The organism is uncultured Arcticibacterium sp., assembly GCF_964021845.1.
Lineage (GTDB): Bacteria > Bacteroidota > Bacteroidia > Cytophagales > Spirosomataceae > Arcticibacterium.
Window position 1 is genome coordinate 311,464 of sequence record NZ_CAXHZC010000001.1, and the last position, 18,477, is coordinate 329,940.

13 protein-coding genes are annotated in these 18,477 nt (G+C 36.8%); 10 read left to right on the forward strand and 3 right to left on the reverse strand.

Features of this window, described 5'->3' with window-relative positions:
- Position 1: 1 nt before the first annotated feature.
- The gene (gene alaS, locus AADJ06_RS01230; protein ID WP_341224568.1) at positions 2 to 2,674 is read right to left on the reverse strand and encodes an alanine--tRNA ligase; all 2,673 of its coding nucleotides are present in this window, start codon (positions 2,672 to 2,674) and stop codon (positions 2 to 4) included.
- A gap of 226 nt (positions 2,675 to 2,900) precedes the next feature.
- Here alaS and AADJ06_RS01235 point away from each other — a divergent pair, with 226 nt between their 5' ends.
- The 3 genes from AADJ06_RS01235 to dprA all read left to right on the forward strand — a co-directional run bounded on the left by AADJ06_RS01235 (position 2,901) and on the right by dprA (position 5,795).
- Positions 2,901 to 4,298, forward strand: a complete 1,398-nt coding sequence (locus AADJ06_RS01235) for a hypothetical protein (RefSeq protein ID WP_341224569.1) — start codon at positions 2,901 to 2,903, stop codon at positions 4,296 to 4,298.
- 75 nt (positions 4,299 to 4,373) lie between these two features.
- A complete protein-coding gene (locus tag AADJ06_RS01240) occupies positions 4,374 to 4,682 on the forward strand; it encodes a MerR family transcriptional regulator (protein WP_341224570.1) in 309 nt (102 codons plus the stop codon).
- A 3-nt stretch (positions 4,683 to 4,685) separates the two neighbouring features.
- A complete protein-coding gene (gene dprA / locus AADJ06_RS01245) occupies positions 4,686 to 5,795 on the forward strand; it encodes a DNA-processing protein DprA (RefSeq protein ID WP_341224571.1) in 1,110 nt (369 codons plus the stop codon).
- 1 nt (position 5,796) lies between these two features.
- On the opposite strand, the gene AADJ06_RS01250 is transcribed toward dprA, so the two are convergent.
- Together AADJ06_RS01250 and AADJ06_RS01255 are read right to left on the reverse strand one after the other, a co-directional pair.
- Entirely contained in the window at positions 5,797 to 6,657 is an 861-nt protein-coding gene (locus AADJ06_RS01250) for a hypothetical protein (protein WP_341224572.1), read from the reverse strand.
- A gap of 10 nt (positions 6,658 to 6,667) precedes the next feature.
- Positions 6,668 to 7,855 carry a hypothetical protein gene (locus AADJ06_RS01255; protein WP_341224573.1) on the reverse strand — a complete coding sequence of 396 codons (1,188 nt, stop codon included), beginning with the start codon at positions 7,853 to 7,855 and terminating at the stop codon, positions 6,668 to 6,670.
- A gap of 23 nt (positions 7,856 to 7,878) precedes the next feature.
- On the opposite strand from AADJ06_RS01255, the gene AADJ06_RS01260 reads away from it, so the two are divergent.
- From AADJ06_RS01260 to AADJ06_RS01290, 7 genes are all read left to right on the forward strand, one after another.
- On the forward strand, positions 7,879 to 8,229 hold the full coding sequence (locus tag AADJ06_RS01260; RefSeq protein WP_341224574.1) for a hypothetical protein: 351 nt from the start codon (positions 7,879 to 7,881) through the stop codon (positions 8,227 to 8,229).
- A gap of 80 nt (positions 8,230 to 8,309) precedes the next feature.
- Positions 8,310 to 9,878, forward strand: coding sequence for a solute carrier family 23 protein (locus tag AADJ06_RS01265; protein ID WP_341224575.1), 1,569 nt, complete (start codon positions 8,310 to 8,312; stop codon positions 9,876 to 9,878).
- Positions 9,879 to 9,903: 25 nt separating this feature from the next.
- The gene (locus AADJ06_RS01270) at positions 9,904 to 10,539 is read left to right on the forward strand and encodes a carbonic anhydrase (protein ID WP_341224576.1); all 636 of its coding nucleotides are present in this window, start codon (positions 9,904 to 9,906) and stop codon (positions 10,537 to 10,539) included.
- Between the two features lie 728 nt (positions 10,540 to 11,267).
- A complete protein-coding gene (locus AADJ06_RS01275) occupies positions 11,268 to 14,258 on the forward strand; it encodes a TonB-dependent receptor (protein WP_341224577.1) in 2,991 nt (996 codons plus the stop codon).
- Positions 14,259 to 14,342: 84 nt separating this feature from the next.
- Positions 14,343 to 16,088: a RagB/SusD family nutrient uptake outer membrane protein gene (locus tag AADJ06_RS01280; protein WP_341224578.1), complete on the forward strand. Its 1,746-nt coding sequence runs from the start codon at positions 14,343 to 14,345 to the stop codon at positions 16,086 to 16,088.
- Between the two features lie 196 nt (positions 16,089 to 16,284).
- On the forward strand, positions 16,285 to 16,548 hold the full coding sequence (locus tag AADJ06_RS01285) for a DUF4212 domain-containing protein (protein ID WP_341224579.1): 264 nt from the start codon (positions 16,285 to 16,287) through the stop codon (positions 16,546 to 16,548).
- Between the two features lie 3 nt (positions 16,549 to 16,551).
- Complete coding sequence (locus tag AADJ06_RS01290) at positions 16,552 to 18,249, forward strand: sodium:solute symporter family protein (protein WP_341224580.1); 1,698 nt, start codon at positions 16,552 to 16,554, stop codon at positions 18,247 to 18,249.
- The last annotated feature ends 228 nt before the right edge of the window (positions 18,250 to 18,477 follow it).

Genomic DNA, 18,477 nt, shown 5'->3' on the forward strand with positions numbered 1-18,477 from the left:
TTTAGGCTATAAAACTCTTTGCTTTAGCTATCGCTTTATCAAGTCCAGAGACATCACTACCTCCTGCTGTAGCAAAGTGCGGCTGACCACCACCACCGCCACGCATTTCTTTGGCAGCTTCTTTTACTATTTTGCCTGCATGCAACTCTTTGGCTTTCATCAAAGTTTCGTCAATGATGACTGCCAAAAGAGGCTTTCCATTAATGTCAGCACCTAAAGCAATGAAGGAATTTTCCATTTTAGCTTTTAAGTCATAAGCCAATTTCTTAAGTCCATCTGCATTTGGTACGCTCACTTTCTCTGCAATAACTTGGACGCCATCAATGGTTTCAATTTTCTGAAGCAAGCCAGTCTTAACACCTTGAAGTTTCTCGTTTTCAAGTGCATCCACTTTTTTCTGTAAAGCAGATTTTTCGTCTAACAAGGTTTGAACAGAAGCAACTAGATCCGTAGAGCCTTTCAATAACTCCTTAAGAGAGGTTAAAGCAGTTTCCTGCTCACGCATTTTTTCTAAAGCTTTGATACCCGTAATAGCCTCTACACGTCTTACACCAGCAGAAACAGAACCTTCGGTGGTGAACTTGAACAGACCAATCTGCCCAGTAGAACTTACGTGAGAACCACCACATAGTTCCAAAGAATACTTAGGGTCAAAAATGATAACTCTTACAAAATCGCCGTATTTCTCACCAAAAGTAGCCGTAGCTCCTAATTTCATGGCTTCATCTATTGGCACATTTCTACGCTCGTCTAAGGCTATGTTTTCTCTAATCTTTTCATTGACAATATCCTCTACCTGCTTAAGTTCCTCATCGGTAACTTTAGAAAAGTGTGAGAAGTCAAAACGGGTTAACTCATCATTTTGATAAGAACCACGCTGCACTATATGGTCGCCTAAAACTTGTTTTAATGCAGACAGCATTAAGTGTGTAGCTGTATGATTTTTCTTGATATTGCTGTGTCTTGCACTATCAATTTTGGCTGTAACCTTAGCGGCCTTTAAATCTTCCAAAGAATAATCATCAAAAGGAGCTTTCTTAGCTATATGCACGTGAAGCCCAGCTTCTAATTGACAGTCGCTAATAGCTACGCTGAAAGTACCCTTCGGAGTATCAAAAGTTAGTTCACCGGTATCACCTACCTGACCACCCATTTCGGCGTAGAAAGGTGTTTTTTCTAAAATTATTTGATACTCGCTGCCTTTCTTTGTTTTTACTTTTCTGTATTGAACCAGCCCACTTATAGCTTCCTCATTGTCATAACCTATGTATTCAGGGTTGTCCAACTCATTTACTGCAATCCAGTCTGCAGCTTCTTTGGTAGCATCTTTACGGCTTCTAGCTTTTTGTTTTTCTAGTTCCGCTTTGAAGCCAACTTCGTCAATATCAAAACCTTTTTCTTTTGCTATTAAAGCAGTTAAATCTACCGGAAAACCAAAAGTATCAGAAAGCTCAAATACTGTTTTACCTTCAATTACCTTTTTATCATTATCGGCTTCAAAGATGGTCTCTAGTCTTTTCAGACCTTGCTCTAAAGTTCTAAGGAAAGTTTTTTCTTCTTCTTCGATTACTTTAGTGACAAATGCTTCTTGAGATTTAAGCTCAGGGAATACATCTTCAAATTGTTTAGCCAAAACAGGTACCAACTGGCACATGAAAGGCTCTTTGAAGTTCAAGTAGGAGTAACCGTATCGGATAGCTCTTCTAAGAATTCTTCTGATAACATAACCCGCACCAGTATTAGAAGGTAGCTGCCCATCAGAAATCGCGAATGCTACTGCTCGTATATGGTCGGCCACCACTCGCATGGCTACATCGCTGTAGCTGTCGGCGTTTAAAGTTCCGTTTACCCCGTATTTAAGGCCGCTCATTTCTTCTAAAACCTGAATGGTGTTTTGGAAAAGGTCGGTGTCATAATTTGACTGTTTGCCTTGAATAGCCATACAAAGCCTCTCAAAGCCCATTCCAGTATCAATGCACTTGTTTTCCAGTGGAATTAAAGAACCATCAGCTTTACGCTCAAACTGCATAAATACGTTGTTCCAAATCTCCACTACTTGAGGGTGGTCTGCATTTACCAATTCTTTTCCTGGAGTTTTATCAACCTCAGCCTGTGGTCTAAGGTCAATATGGATTTCAGAACATGGGCCGCAAGGTCCCACATCACCCATTTCCCAAAAATTATCTTTCTTATCTCCGTAAATGATTCGTTCGTCAGAGCCTAAAATGTCTTTCCAGATATCGAATGCTTCTTGGTCAAAAGGAACGCCATCGGCTTTATCACCTTCAAAAACCGAAACGTAGATTCTATCTTTAGGAAGTTTGTAAACTTCGGTCAGTAATTCCCAACTCCAGTTTAAAGACTGCTCTTTAAAATAGTCTCCAAAAGACCAGTTTCCTAGCATCTCAAACATGGTGTGGTGGTAGGTGTCAAAACCCACTTCTTCCAAATCATTATGCTTTCCGCTTACACGGAGGCACTTTTGTGTATCGGTAATTCTTTTAGATGGGGGAGTGGCATTTCCTAAAAAATAGTCTTTAAACTGTGCCATTCCAGAGTTATAAAACATCAAAGTAGGGTCATTCTTAGCCACCAATGGGGCAGAAGGAACCACTAAGTGTTCTCTAGAGCTAAAGAAGTCAAGAAATGCTTTTCTTATTTCGTGCGAGGTCATTCTAAAAGATTTTATTGCCTTAAACAGATATGTTTGAAAAATTCCTGCAAAAGTAGGGTTTATATCATGTTTTTGGAAGGAAAAGGTAAACCTATTTCATTTGGAATTTGAGCCGAAGGCTACGAAAGTCTTTGCTTTTTCAATTAAAAAGTCTGGGCTAAAGAATAAATAAAAATAGTTGAACTAAAATTGCAGTTATGTAACTAAAGTTCTCTTATTTAGTTGTATGAAACATATCCTAACACTTTTACTACTGATTAGTATGCCCAGTTTAGGGCAAATACAAGTACTGTCAGAACTCGATTTTCAGACTAAATATGATAAAAACCTAGCCGAGATGCTCATGAAGGAGGGTGCTAAACCTCATTCTAATGATGGCTCCATAATAGCTAGAAAACAAAGGCTTCAGTATGTGCTAGAGGCTCAAATGAAAGAGAATGGTCTTTTTTTAGCTGATATAAATGGTAATTTAAGTGTGACTTTTGGATTTAGTGAGCAGCAAAATTTAAACTTGGCGACCTTTACAGTTAGGCGATATGGTATTTCTAAAGAAACGGGAAACTTTGAAAGAGTTATTGATACTTTATCTCTTAACTCCATTGCTCCTAGATTGAAGCCTATTGTAGAGAAGTTTTATGTTAGTCATATAGATGAAATGAGAAGTTTAGGTGAAGGACCCAATGGGTTTAGTTTTTTCAATGATGATAAACTAGGAAGTACTAGCTTAGATATTTTAGAAAACAAGGACACGTTAGGCACTTTAAGAAACTTAGATTTATCAAACTTAGGGCTTACTAAAATCCCTAAAGCAGTTTATAAATGTAAGAACTTAGAGAAACTTGACTTATCAAATAATGCCTTGAAGAAGATTCCGAGGAGATTGTGGTCACTTAAAAAATTAAAGACCGTGACTTTGACAAAAAACTTATTGAAGGATAAATCAATAAAAACCAAGCGACAGGATTCCTTGTCATTGTTAAATCTTCAGTTTAATAGAATTACTAAAATGCCCAAGTCATTGAGGAAGTTTGGAGGCTTAAATGATTTATTTCTGGGCAATAACTATTTGTCAAATTTCCATAATCAGAAGTTTAAAAAGCTTCCGCCTATTAAAAATCTGAATTTATATAATGGAGGTTTAAAGGCTTTTCCGAAAAATATAGGGGCATTTATTTATTTGCAGGAGCTAGATGTTTATTATAATGAGTTGCGTGCTTTATCGGACAATATAGGTCAGTTGGGAAATCTTAAAACATTGGCGGTAGCTAATAATGATTTATGGGATTTACCGCAGGAAATAGGTCAATTAAAAAAGCTAGAAACACTTTTTGCTCATCATAATAAACTTGATAAGTTACCCGAACTACCAGTTTCTATAAGATTATTGGATGTAGGATACAATCAGTTTAAGTCTTTTCCTGAGCAAATATTGAACTTAAGTAATTTAAAAGAGTTGGATGTTTCAAATAACTCTTTTGAGAAGTTACCGCAAGGTTTATTAAAACTTCAAAATCTAGGGATGGTTTTTATGGCAAATTGCACGGTTCCACTTAGAGAATCGGAAAAATTGGACTTCGAAAACTTAAAGAAGGAATTAGAAAGCAAGGGCTTACAGGTTCGCTAAAATTTTTAGCTAAATTGCTATTAGCATATTTGATGCTTTTTAGATTGATAAATTGAGCATACTTTTGAACCTACAATGAAAGATATCAAACTGTTTTACAGTACAGAAGAGGTAGCACAACACTTTGAAGTAGCCCCTTCAAAAATTCGTTTTTATGAACGAGAATTCAATCTGAAAATCCAGACAAGAGGAAAAAATAAGGCTTTTACCAAAAAGGATATTGAAAAGCTAAGCGAGATTATCGCTTTGGTAGATGAAGATAATTACACGCTTCAAGGTGTCAAAGATCAACTGAAATCGAAAAAAGTGAAGCGAAATTCTAATCAAGATGTGATTAATAGGCTCACTTATGTAAAAGAGGTTTTGGTTAAAATTAGAGGATAGGCTATGCAGGAAGATTTAGTGTATAAGCTGGCTCTAAAGGAAACAGATGGCATAGGAGGCGTTCTTTTTAGGCACTTAATAAGTTATTTTGGAACGGCACAGGCGGTTTTAGAATCTCCAGAAGGAAAATTGCTGAAAACGCCAGGAATAGGTCCGGGGATTATTTCTGCCATTAAAAAAGCGAGGAAGGGCTTGCAAGCGGCAGAAAAACTCATAGAAGACTCTATTAAAAAGAATTTCCAAATAATAAGTTTTCAAGATGCTAACTACCCACAGCGTTTTAAAGGCCTTTATGATGCTCCGCCAATCATTTTTTGTCAGGGAACAAAAGACCTGAATTATACCAGAACAGTAGGTATAGTAGGCACCCGAAAAGCAACAGATTATGGAAAAGAAGTTACCGAAAACCTTGTAGCGGAACTCGCCGAATATGGTGTGGCCGTAATTAGTGGTTTGGCGTATGGAATAGACATAGCCTCGCATAAAGCGGCTTTGAAGCATAACTTACAAACCGTGGCTGTTATGGCTGGTGGCTTTGATTTTGTTTATCCTGCGGCCCATAAAAAGTATGTGAAAGATATTACTGAAAATGGAGCTTTAGTAACAGAGAATAAAAATGATGTAAAGCCTGTAGGTCCTCAATTTATAGCTAGAAATAGAATAATTGCGGCTTTAAGCGATGCTGTTATTATAGTAGAATCAGCTAGAAGAGGAGGTGGGCTAGTGACGGCGGAATATGGTAATAATTATCACAGAGAAGTATATGCAGTGCCAGGGGCTGTAAATATGACTTATTCTGAAGGACCAAATACTTTAATACGCCTTAATAAGGCCAAGATTTTAACTTCTGCTAAGAACATAATTGGTGACTTAAATTGGACACTAGATGGAGAACCTACTTATGAGCAACCGAGTAATGCTTTGGACTTAACCAAGTTTACTGATGATGAGAGTAAAGTGCTAGCACTTTTCATGCAAAAAGGCGAAATGCAAATTGACGACCTGAGTTTTGAAACAAATATCCCACTAAACAAACTGGCATCACTCTTACTTAATCTTGAATTTCAAGACCTCGTAAAAGCAATGCCAGGAAAGAAGTTTAAACTGAAGTAGCTTAATTCTTCTTTAAGTCTTGAATCACCACTTTTTTACTTTCGAATACTTGTGTAGCTTTTTGAAGTTCTACTCGTGCAGCTAATAATTCGTCTGTCAAACCTTCAAACTGGTCTTCAGCCTTTTTGAGCCTATCCGCATTTTTTTCTTCTAAGTTTCTTGTCTTGATAATTTTCTTTTCCTGCTTAGAAAACTCTTTGTCAAGCTCGTCAGGTTCAGTTTTGGAGCTATCAGTCACGTTTACATCACGCTGAAGAATTTGTTGATAAACTTCATTTTTGTCATGGATAATTTCCGCAAGTTTTTCTGGCGTTTCGGTAAGTTTCTTGCCATATTTTTCTTGAGCTCTAAGGTTAGCAGCTAGGGCTCTTTCTGCCCTAGATTTTGATTTTTCGGCGTTGTCATGAAGTTTCTCCGCTAATTCTAAATCAGTATTGGCCATTCTTAGCTCTTCATTATAATATGCTAGGTCATAAAAATCATAGAGTAATCTTTCTAAAGCCTGAGGGTTGATTTGGTTGACATCTAAAGAGCGATTGTTGTCATCTAATAAAATAACATGTACGGCAGAGAATTCTTTGTGGTCTACTATGTAACTGATAATAGTTTTTAAGTCACGGCTAATATTGCTCGAGTTTACTTTTACAGTTAAAAGGTCTTTGTCTTCAGATACACTCCCAGTTTTTGATAAATAGGTTTTCCAGTCTTTTTCTAAGGTTTTAGCTTCTGAACGGATAAAAATATAGTCGGTAGTGAATACTTCTCCCTCATATAAAGTGGAGCTTTTTAAAATATGCTGACCGAATGTGCTAGAAGTAGCTGTTAGGCATATAAGCAGTAAAAATGCTATTATTTTTTTCATAATTTTTTGGTTAAAAAGTGCGAGTGCAAGATAAAATTATCTTTTCGTTTTTATGATTTTGGGTAAAGATTAAATAGGCCTCTCCTCCTGTATTAAGATGGTGTTTCTTGCAAATGGTCACAGGATTTAAAGGAAAATTTCTCGCCAAAACATTAAACTTTTGTTTTGCCATAGGTTTTAAGGCCTTTGAACTGTAAGACAACACTTTTTCTATAGTAAATGTTCTGCCAGGGAAATCTTCAATTAAAGTTTCGGAGGTATAATAGTGACTATGCTGTGCTAGTTTAGCTATCTCATATTTAACAGCTACACTTTTAAAAGCTCCCGCCTTCATAATGGCCGCATTAGGTTCATATAAATATTTCTGAGGTTCTTGAAATACTGAAAAGGCTTCGTTTTCATCTTCAATAGTATGGATAAAAGTTTCGGTTTTGTCTTTCTTAATGTTGGTAGATATGATTTTGACAGGCGTTTGCTCCTCCGGAGCTGTAATAGTAAGTAGAAGTTCTTTTACTTCATTTTGAACAGCCACTACCTCTACTTTTTTGATATTACTCAGTGTTTTCAGTACCAGCTGAATATCTAAAAGAGGAGAGTATTTAACAATGATGGTTGAACTTAGCTCTAAAAGGCGAGGGAGTATTTCTACTAAATTTGGACTACAGTCCTCCAATAAAACGAGTTTCTTGTTGTTTTCACCTCGCCTGTCTGGATCTAGGTAAATCAAGTCAAACTTTTTAGTGCAACTCTCTATGTAATCTTCCGCTTTTTGATTGACAAAGTCAACATTAGAAACGCCAAGCTTATCAAAGTTATATTTGACAATATTCTGTAAAGACAATATTGCTTCGCAAGAAACTAGTGCGTCAAACTTTTTAGATAAGAAGTAAGAGTCAACGCCAAAACCACCAGTTAGGTCTAGAGCATACTGTCCTGCGTAATTGTCAAACTTATGCAGTCCTGTTTCTTCGGAAGAGCATTGCTCAATGTTTATCATCTCAGCACCAATAAGCCCATTATTATCAGACCAGGTCGGTATTTTATTTTCGAGTTTTTTTAAAAATTGATATTGTTTAAGAACTGCCCTAAGAAATTCAGAACTCCATTTGTTTGGGTTTTGTAATGCATAAGCCGTGATATCTATTTTTCCAAGGCTTATTGCCTGATTATGAGCTTCTATTTGCTGGTTTAATGACATTGATTGAAATTTTCTTTCGTTTGATGAAACTTTTTAGTCCGTTTTTTGATTCTAATACGTTGATTATGATGTTTAAGAAACTGTGCAAAAATATTGCTCTGCTTTTATTCTTGCTAACCTTTTTAGGTGGGCAAGTGTATGTGCTACGCGTAATTTCTGAAGTTAACATCAGTACACTGCTTCAAAGTAATGAAGAACATGACAATGAAGACGACTCTCGTGACGAATTAGATGCAAAAAAATTAGCAAACGTCAGTTTAACCGAAGAGTTTTTCTCTTTCATTGGCCTAAGTTCCTTTTATACTACAGAAAGCCCATCATACTATGATGGTGATTTCTCTTCTATTTTTGGGCCACCGCCCGACTGCATATAATTATAATTTACCGTTTGGTTAGAACTGTCTTGTAAAGAGACCGGTCTTTTCTTTTTTAATTTTCAATCAATTATTTTTTTATGAAAAACGAATTTTCGTTTAAGAATGTCGGTGGCGATCTGTCGGCGGGTTTGGTGGTGTTTTTGGTAGCACTTCCGTTATGTTTAGGTATTTCTTTAGCTTCTGAGGCTCCTCTTTTCTCTGGTATTATTGCTGGTATAATAGGTGGTGTGGTAGTTGGAGCTATTAGTGGTTCCAAGTTAGGAGTTAGTGGTCCAGCAGCTGGTTTGGCAGTTATTGTAGCTTCTGCCATTAATGAGTTTGAGATATATGAGATTTTCTTGGCCAGTGTGGTGATAGGAGGTTTTATTCAGTTAATCTTAGGTTTTGTAGGTGCAGGTAAAATTGCCTTTTACTTCCCTTCATCTGTAATTAAAGGAATGCTTGCGGCTATTGGTATTACCATTGTTTTAAAGCAAATCCCTCATGCTTTTGGAATTGATACAGATCCTGAAGGGGATTCTAGCTTTATACAAAGTGATGGAGAAAATACTATTTCTGAGTTATTTAACCTAGGAAATTTTAATACCGGTGCACTGGTTATTGGTATAGTGTGTTTAGCTATTCTTATTCTTTGGGATAAAAAATGGGTTAAAGAAAACAAAGTCTTAGGAATTATTCCCGGACCTTTATTGGCAGTATTTGCAGGTATATTTATCAATTACTTTTATCCAGAGAATCTTTCTTTAGCATCGGAACACATGGTGCAACTTCCTGAAACAGAATCTGCAGCCGGTTTTTTAGAACTTTTGAGGTTTCCTCAATGGTCGGCTTTTACAAACTTTAATGTAATTAAAACAGGTTTCTTGATTGCTATTATTGCCAGTTTAGAAACATTGCTTTGTGTGGAGGCTACAGATAGGTTAGACCCTAGAAAAAATGTTACTCCTACTAATAGAGAGTTGGTAGCTCAGGGTGCTGGTAATATGTTGTCAGGTTTAATTGGGGGTATTCCAGTTACGCAGGTTATTGTAAGAAGTTCTGCAAATATTCAGGCTGGTGGTAAAACTAAAATGTCAGCTGTTTTTCATGGTATCCTATTATTGGTTTGTGTGATGTTTATTCCTAACCTTTTAAATATGATTCCTCTTTCAGCCTTGGCTGCTGTTTTAATCATTGTAGGTTATAAGCTTGCTAATCCAGCAATGTTTAAAAGAATGTATGCTGAAGGGCATGACCAATTTATTCCTTTTATTGTAACCATAGTTGCAGTATTGTTTACTGACCTTTTAGTGGGGATTTTAATAGGTTTAATGGTAGGTATTGGTTACGTACTTTATACTAACTTCAAGTCGGTAATTAAACCTTCAAAAACTGGCAATCATACTATTATTGATTTCCAAAAGGATGTTTTCTTCTATAACCGTGCTGAGTTGGTTAAAAACCTAAGTAAATTAGAAGAAGGAGACGAGTTAACATTGGACGGTAGAAATATTGATTTTATAGACCATGATATCTTCTTAACCATCGAAGATTTTGTTAAAGATGCGGCCAAAAAGAATATAAAAGTTAATGTTTTGGACATAACCAGAACCAAGCTTAAGTTTGGTAAAGGAGATGAGAAAATAGGTTTAGAAGAGAAAATTTAATTTTTAAACAAAGTAATGATATATAATGGAGGCATATCATAAATTATTAGAGGATAATAAAGAGTGGGCTAAAGCTCAAAACATAGTTAATCCTACTTTTTTTAATAAAATGGCCGAAGGCCAAAGTCCAGACTTTTTGTGGATTGGCTGTGCAGATAGCCGTGCCCCAGCAGATAGAATTACTAATACACAGCCAGGTCAAATTTTTGTTCATAGAAACGTGGCCAACTTAGTAGTTCATACAGATATTAATATGTTATCTGTACTGCAGTATGCTGTGGAGGTTTTAAAAGTTAAGCATGTAATGATAGTAGGTCATTATGGCTGTGGAGGTGTAAAAGCTGCCATGTCAAATGAGAATATTGGTATCATCAATAAGTGGATAAGACATATTAAAGATGTCTTTGTGAAGAATGATGCAGAGTTAGCGGCTATTGAAGATAAAGACGCCAAATTTGATAGATTATGTGAGCTTAACGCCATAGAGCAAGCTAAAAACTTGATTAAAACATCTGTAATCCAAAAAGCATGGAAAAATGGTGATGGTCCTCATGTTCATGCTTGGATATTAGAATTGAAGACAGGTTTGATAAAAGAGCTTTTTGAAGCTCAAGCTGGCGATACTTCTTCTATTGAAGATATTTATAAATACGATTTTTAAAAAGGTAGTTTACTTATTTTAAGAAAAGGGAAGACGGTGAAATTAGGAAACTATATCCTTGTTCATTTGTCTTCCTTTTTTTGTGCATACTGTTTGGCTAACAGACCATTGTCTTTCTTCTTTTTTTCGCTTTTATGGGAATATTTTAGACTCATAAAGCTAAGCGTATAAGATTTTTTTCAATTGAATTATCGAAAAGGTGTCATCTGGGAATTAGATTCAATCTTTGAATATTACTATTTTTAATTTATTGAAATTCTGTAATTTGAAACTTAAGCATGGGTTAATATTGTGCTATTCTGTTTGGTGCTAATATGTCTAACTTTTACTCTACTTAAATGTAGTTTTTATGGGTGTGAATTTTCTCTTAAGGTTTAATCAGAGTCTTGCTGAAATGTTTAATCGATTCAGCTAATTGCCCTTTATTAACTAACTGTTATCATTTTTGTTTGGTGTTTTTCCTATCTCAGTTAGTCTTTACTTTTACGTTTTAACATTGAAGTATATGCTTTCTCACGGCTATCCACTAAATCTAAATGTCATTGTTATATGACAAATTTAATTTGATTGAGGTCAAAATAGCATTAGAAATAGGCAGAGTAAAAAAAGTTATTTAATTATAGCAATTCATGAAATATTACCAATATTGCAAATGTTCTAAGACTAGAGAACTTAATTATTTAATATTAAAAGGATATACTTTAAACTAAACTCAAAATTTAATTACTATGAAAAAACTCTATTTTAAGCTCACTTTATATCTAGGGATATGTTCCTTGCTCATGTCAAGTGTGAGTTACGCAGCTCCTTTGGTTATAAAAGTTAGCGGGCAGGTAAAAGACGCTACCGACGGAACAGAAATGATAGGATGCTCTATCAGTGAAAAAGGTACTACAAACGGAGTACTTAGCGACGCTAGTGGTAACTTTAGTATCGATGTTAAAGACCAGAATTCTATCCTAGTATTTGATTTTATAGGATATGCTACACAAGAGGTTATCGTAGGAAGTCAAACTACTATCAATATCCAGCTTGTGCAGGAGGCAAATCAATTAGATGATATTGTGGTATTAGGATATGGTACTCAAAAGAAATCTGATGTAACGGGCTCTGTAGGAACTATAAAAAGTGAAGACTTTAATAAAGGGGTGGTTTCTAACCCAGGTCAATTACTTCAAGGGAAAATTGCTGGGGTAAATGTTACATCTGTAAGTGGAGAGCCAGGAGCTTCTCAGGATGTTGTAATTCGTGGTGTAGGAAGTTTACGTTCTGGTACTACTCCGCTTTACGTAATTGATGGTTTTGTACTTGATAACTCTTCAAATGGTTTTGCAAGTAACCCTCTTAACTTTATTAATCCTCAGGATATTGAGTCTATAAACGTATTGAAGGATGCCTCTGCTGCCGCTATTTACGGAGCAAGAGCTGCAAACGGTGTAATTGTAATTACTACAAAGAAAGGGAAAGAAGGTAAGTCAGAAGTTAATTTATCTGTATCCACTGCTACTTCTTCTTTAGCAAATAAGATTGATGTTTTTAGTGCTGCAGATTTTCGTAAAAATGTAGTTGCAGCTGGTGGTACTTTATTTGATGCTGGTGGAGATACAGATTGGCAAGATGAATTAACTAGAACAGCTCGTTCTACAGCTACTAACCTATCTATGAGTGGTGCTGCAAGTGAGAAGTTCTCCTATTTTGCTTCTCTTGGTTTAGATAATCAAGAAGGTATTTTAAATAATAGTAGCCTGAAACGTTATTCTGGGAGGCTTAACTTAAACCAAACGGCTTTAAATGGTAAGTTAAAAGTTGCTTATAACTTCATAGGAGCTCAAACAGAGAATTCAAGACCAGACGGAACGAGTATGGTAACGGATATGCTAAGGTTAAACCCTACCATTCCTGCACTGACTAACGGAGAGCCTACACTATTAGATGATATTTTGAGTCCAATAGCCAGACAGCAGCTTTATTCTGATGATGCGGTGAACAGTCGTTTAATTGCAAACATTTCTCCAAGTTTAGAATTGTACAAAGGCCTTACTTATAAGCTTAACCTTGGTGTTGATTTCTCATCAACAGAAAGAGCCATTCAAACGGTACCTTATGCTTTACTAGAAGGTCTAGATTTAGGTTCTTTGAACTCTATTTATGCTAAAAACAGTAATAGTCTTATTGAGAATACATTAAACTATGTGTTTACAAAAGAAAAGCACAGCATGAACTTCTTGGCAGGTCACTCTTATCAAAAGTTTTTTGACAATCAAACTTCTTTTGAGCGTACTGGTTTTGCAAATAATGATATCGAGCCTCGTTATCAAGACCAATTAAGTACTACAGAGCAGCCTACTGTTGTCAATACATACGCTACTAGAAACGAGCTTCAGTCTTTCTTTGGTAGAGTGAATTACGGTTTTGCAGATAAGTACATGGTAACTGCCACTTTTAGAGCAGATGGGTCTTCTAAATTTGGAGCAAATAACAAGTATGGTTATTTCCCGTCTTTTGCTGCTGGTTGGAACATCACTAATGAAGACTTTATGTCGGGTTCTACCTTTACTAACTTAAAGCTTCGTGCCAGCTGGGGCCAAACAGGAAATCAAGAGATTCCATCAAAAATTACACAGGCAAATTTCAATGATAGCCGTGATGAGAATGACACGTATCCTTTGGATCCTAACTCTACTACCTTAGATGACTACCCTTATGGTACTATTTATACCAGATTAGCAAATCCTAACATTCAGTGGGAGGTTTCTACGCAAAGTAACATTGGTTTAGATTTTGGTTTGTTCAGTAATAAATTGACTGGTACAGTAGATTATTTTAACAAAGCATCTACTAACATTCTATTGGAGGCTGTTCCTGCCGACCCAATACAGCCAACACCTACTTTCTGGACTAATATTCCAAATATGGAAATCAGAAACTCAGGACTTGAACTAGCTCTTGACTTTCAAAATGGCAGTCAAAATGGCTTTTATTACAATATTGGAGGTAACGTAACATTTATCAATAATAAAGTTGTTGACTCTCCTTACGCAGTTTTAACCACTGGTGCAGCACAGGGTGCGGGACAAACTGGAGCTACCATTAATGGTTATATCAATGGAGAAGCTATTGGTTCTTATTTCATGAAAGAATTTATTGGAATAGGTGATGATGGACTTAACCTATTTAAAGACCAAAACGGAGATGGCCAGGTGATTGAGAATGACAGGATAGTTGTTGGTTCGGCTCTGCCGAGTACGCTATATGCCTTCTATACCAATTTTGGATATAAGAATTTCGACCTAAGTCTTAATTTTAACGGCGTATCTGGTAATAAGATTTATAACCATACAGCTATGTCAATCTTCAATAAAGGAAACTTAGCCTCTTCTTTCAATACTACAGATTTCGCTATTCAATATCCAGAAGAAGGAATCACTAACTCTAATGAGGTTTCTACAAGATACTTAGAAGATGGTTCTTATTTAAGAATGAATAATGCAACCTTGGCTTATAAGCTAAGTCCTCAGGCATTGGGTATTGATAAGTGGGTAAATAATATTCGTTTTTCTGTGACAGGACAAAACCTATTTGTTCTCACTAAATACACGGGATATGACCCAGAAATTAACTCTGGTGATTCTATTGGCGGAGTTAAGACTTTCGGTATTGACCGCTTTACATATCCTAAGCCTCGTACATTGCTACTTGGGTTAAATGTTACATTCTAAATACAAAAATGAAATCTAGCTGGTTTGTAAAGCCTTAAAGGTGAATGAGCCAGAGGAGTTAATAATATTAAAATATAAATTCAAATGAAAAGAAATATCTTACTTGCATTTGCAATAGGTGTGCTCACAGTGGTAGACTGGAGTTGTACCGATTTAAAAGAAGAAGTACTAGATGAATCCTTGTTTGGTCAAGGTCAGTCAGAGGTTATTAGTGGAGCCATAGCTCCAGCTTACGGTCAGGTATCATGGACATGGAGGCATACTAATTACTATGGTTTACAGCTCATCGCAGGTGATGATGCCATTTTACCATACCGAGGAGGTACGGACTGGTTTGATGGTGGAAAGTTTTTAGATACACATAGGCACACCATTACTCCAGGTAATGATTTAGTAGGAAGTTCATGGAATGAACTTACGCTTAACATCTCAAGAACCCTATCGGCTATTGAGGTACTTCGTCCGCTTGTGGATGCTGGAAATACTGCAGCACAAGGTCCTTTAGATGAGATGGTGGCTTTACGAGCCTATCTAAATATGATCATGCTGGATGGTTGGGGCTTAGTTTTTAGAAAAGAGTCTTCAAGCGAAACCTCAGAGATATTAAGAGGAGAAGTTGCTGTTGATTATATCCAAAGTGAACTAGAATCTGTGGTGGATCGTATTGGAAATACAGGAAGTCCAGGAAGAATTACCCAAAGTGCCGTATACGGTTTCTTGGCTAGACTGCACCTTAATATGGCTGTGTACAAAGACCCATATGGTACACCAGATTTTGCACAAGAAGACATGGACAAGGTGATAGAGTACACCGATAAAATTATAAACTCAGCCAAGTTTGCTTTATCTCCTGAATACTTCGAATTATTTAACGATGAGAATAATTCAAATGCGGAGTTAATTTTTGCCCTTGATCAAAGAGGTGTTTTGAGAAGAGAGCATAGCCGTTGGGCATATTGGTCTATAGCAGGTTCTCAATGGGGAAGGTTGGAGTATCCAAGTTCAGATGGAACAGATGGTCCTGCCATTACTTCAGACTTTTATCAAACGTGGGTAGATAGTTATGGAGATGTAGACCCTGCAGCTGATGCTAGATTTTACCAGCATAATGTTGAGGTTTCGGAAGAACTTGCAAACTTAGAAGGTAAATCGCCTTTAAATGATGAAGATAATTTCGTTTGTATGACTCCTGAGGAGTTTGAAATGAACCGTGGAATTATCAGAGGTACTCCTTGGGGACCTCGAAAAGATTCTGACGGACAATTTATTACTTGTGAAGGTGGTTTCAGAATTTACCCTGTTAAACAAATTAAGGGTAACGGACCAGATAAAAATGTAGGCTATGTAGATCATACCTTACAAGTTGACTTTACAAATGAAGGAAGACTTCATAGAGCTGGGTACCGTGTGGCTAAGTATCAGTTTAGCCGTACATCTCCTAACGCTAACAACTTTAGTAGCGTAGATTTAGTTTTGATGAGACTAGGAGAAATATACCTTATGCGTGCAGAAGCAAAACTTAGAAACGGTGATAATGCAGGGGCACTTGCAGATGTGAATACATTAAGAGCTTCTAGAACGGCTCGTCCTGCTCAAACTCCGCCAGCATTGGAGTCTATTAATTTAGAGAGTTTACTTGCTGAAAGAGGTTTTGAACTTTATTGGGAGGGTTTCCGTCGTACGGATCTAATTCGTTTTGGTAAATACGAGGATTCTTGGACGGAGAAAACAAACTCTGACCCTAAAATGAGATTATTCCCAATACCTCAAAGTGCCATTGATGGTGCTTCTAATATTGAAGGTTACATCGTTCAAAACGACGGGTATTAATATTTAGATATATTTATTAAAGGGTGGGGGAACAGTATTGTTCTTCCACCTTTTTTGTATTGGTCAAGGCATTCAAATCAGGGTTTGCCCTAGTTTGTCTTTCTTTTCGGGAAAAAAGGAATGTCATTCTTCCGTTGAGGGAAATTTATTACTAGTTTGCTTTCTATAGTCAATCTATAATAATCAACCCTATATAATGACACCCAAAAATTTTGATAAAACCGCCTACTGGCGTAAAAATCTCAAATACCTCGCTATTCTTCTTAGTATTTGGTTCTTCGTTTCTTACCTCTGTGGAATTGTCTTTGTAGACCAATTAAATACCATCAGAATGGGTGGTTTTAAATTAGGTTTCTGGTTTGCACAGCAGGGAGCCATCTATGTTTTTGTAATTCTGATTTTCGTCTATGTCAGACTGATGAACAAATTAGACAAGGAATTTAACGTAAACGAAGACTAAGAGATGAGTATAACTATATGGACCTACATTTTAGTAGGCGTAACTTTCGCATTATATATTGGAATCGCAATTTGGTCAAGAGCAGGCTCTACCAAAGACTTTTACGTAGCCGGCGGAGGTGTTTCGCCTTTGGCAAACGGCATGGCGACGGCAGCAGATTGGATGTCGGCGGCTTCGTTTATTTCCATGGCTGGTCTTATCTCTTTTATGGGCTATGATGGCTCCATTTACCTGATGGGATGGACTGGTGGGTATGTTTTACTGGCTTTATTATTAGCACCTTATCTTAGGAAGTTTGGTAAGTTTACAGTGCCTGATTTTATAGGAGATAGGTATTATTCAAACACCGCCAGAACAGTGGCTGTAGTGTGTGCCTTGTTTGTTTCCTTCACCTATGTGGCGGGTCAAATGCGTGGCGTAGGTGTAGTGTTCTCTCGCTTTTTAGAAGTAGATATAAACACGGGTGTAATCATAGGAATGGCCATAGTCTTTTTCTATGCTGTTTTGGGTGGCATGAAAGGAATTACCTATACACAAGTAGCACAGTTTTGTGTCTTGATTTTTGCCTTTATGGTGCCTGCATTCTTTATCTCTATTCAAATGACAGACACCATTTTACCGCAGTTAGGTTTTGGTGCTAAAATGTCTGACGGCGTTTATCTTTTAGATAAATTAGATGGACTTCAAAAAGAGCTAGGCTTTGCCGAGTATACTTCTGGTAGTAAATCAAAGCTTGACGTTTTCTTTATTACGGCTGCCTTAATGGTGGGTACAGCAGGTCTTCCGCACGTTATTGTTAGGTTTTTTACGGTACCCAAAGTAAGCGATGCTCGTAAATCTGCAGGGTACGCTTTAGCATTTATCGCTATTCTATACACCACAGCACCTGCTATTTCTGCCTTTGCAAAAACTAACTTGATAGAAACGGTAAGTAATACTGCCTATTCCGAATTGCCAGATTGGTTCTCAAATTGGGAAAAAACAGGTTTGATTGGTTTTGAAGATAAGAATGGAGATGGTTTGGTACAGTACCTAGCAGATCCTAAGACTAATGAGTTAATGATTGACCAAGATATTATGGTCTTAGCGAATCCTGAGATAGCGAAACTACCAAACTGGGTGATAGCCTTAGTGGCTGCAGGAGGATTAGCGGCGGCATTAAGTACAGCAGCTGGACTGCTTTTGGTTATTTCTAGCTCTGTGTCGCATGATTTATTGAAGAAACAATATATGCCAAATATGAGCGATAAGGCAGAGCTACTAGCAGCTCGTTTATCTTCATTTGTGGCTGTTTGTGTGGCAGGTTATTTTGGTATTTATCCGCCTGGTTTTGTGGCCTCAGTGGTTTCTTTGGCCTTTGGCTTAGCAGCGGCGTCTTTCTTCCCTGCCATTATTCTAGGTATTTTTAATAAACGAATGAACAAAGAAGGAGCTATAGCTGGTATGGTAATTGGCTTGCTTATTACCATGTATTATATAGCCAGATTCAGACTTCATTGGATAGGTGATGATGCCACGGCTACAGAGGCAGACTGGTGGTTTGGTATTTCGCCAGAAGGTTTCGGTACGGTTGGTATGATAGTCAATTTTGTGGTGTCTTTAGTCATCTCAAAATTCACTCCAGCACCACCAGAAGACGTACAAGAAATGGTAGAAACCATCAGAATTCCTAGCGGAGCTGGAGAGGCTACGGGGCATTGAATAAATGAATTTAGAATAAAGTTCGACTGGATTTAAAATGGTTTGGTATTATTAGTTTTATAATTTGCTTATCAACCTCATATTCCAGCTATCATATAAACTGACAAATAGAAAAAGGGGATTGATATTTAATTCAAACAAAGCTTTGATAATTTGGCAGATTGCTAGTTTTAATACCAATACTCTATATTTGAATAAAGATTTTTCAAGGTGCTATGTTATTATACT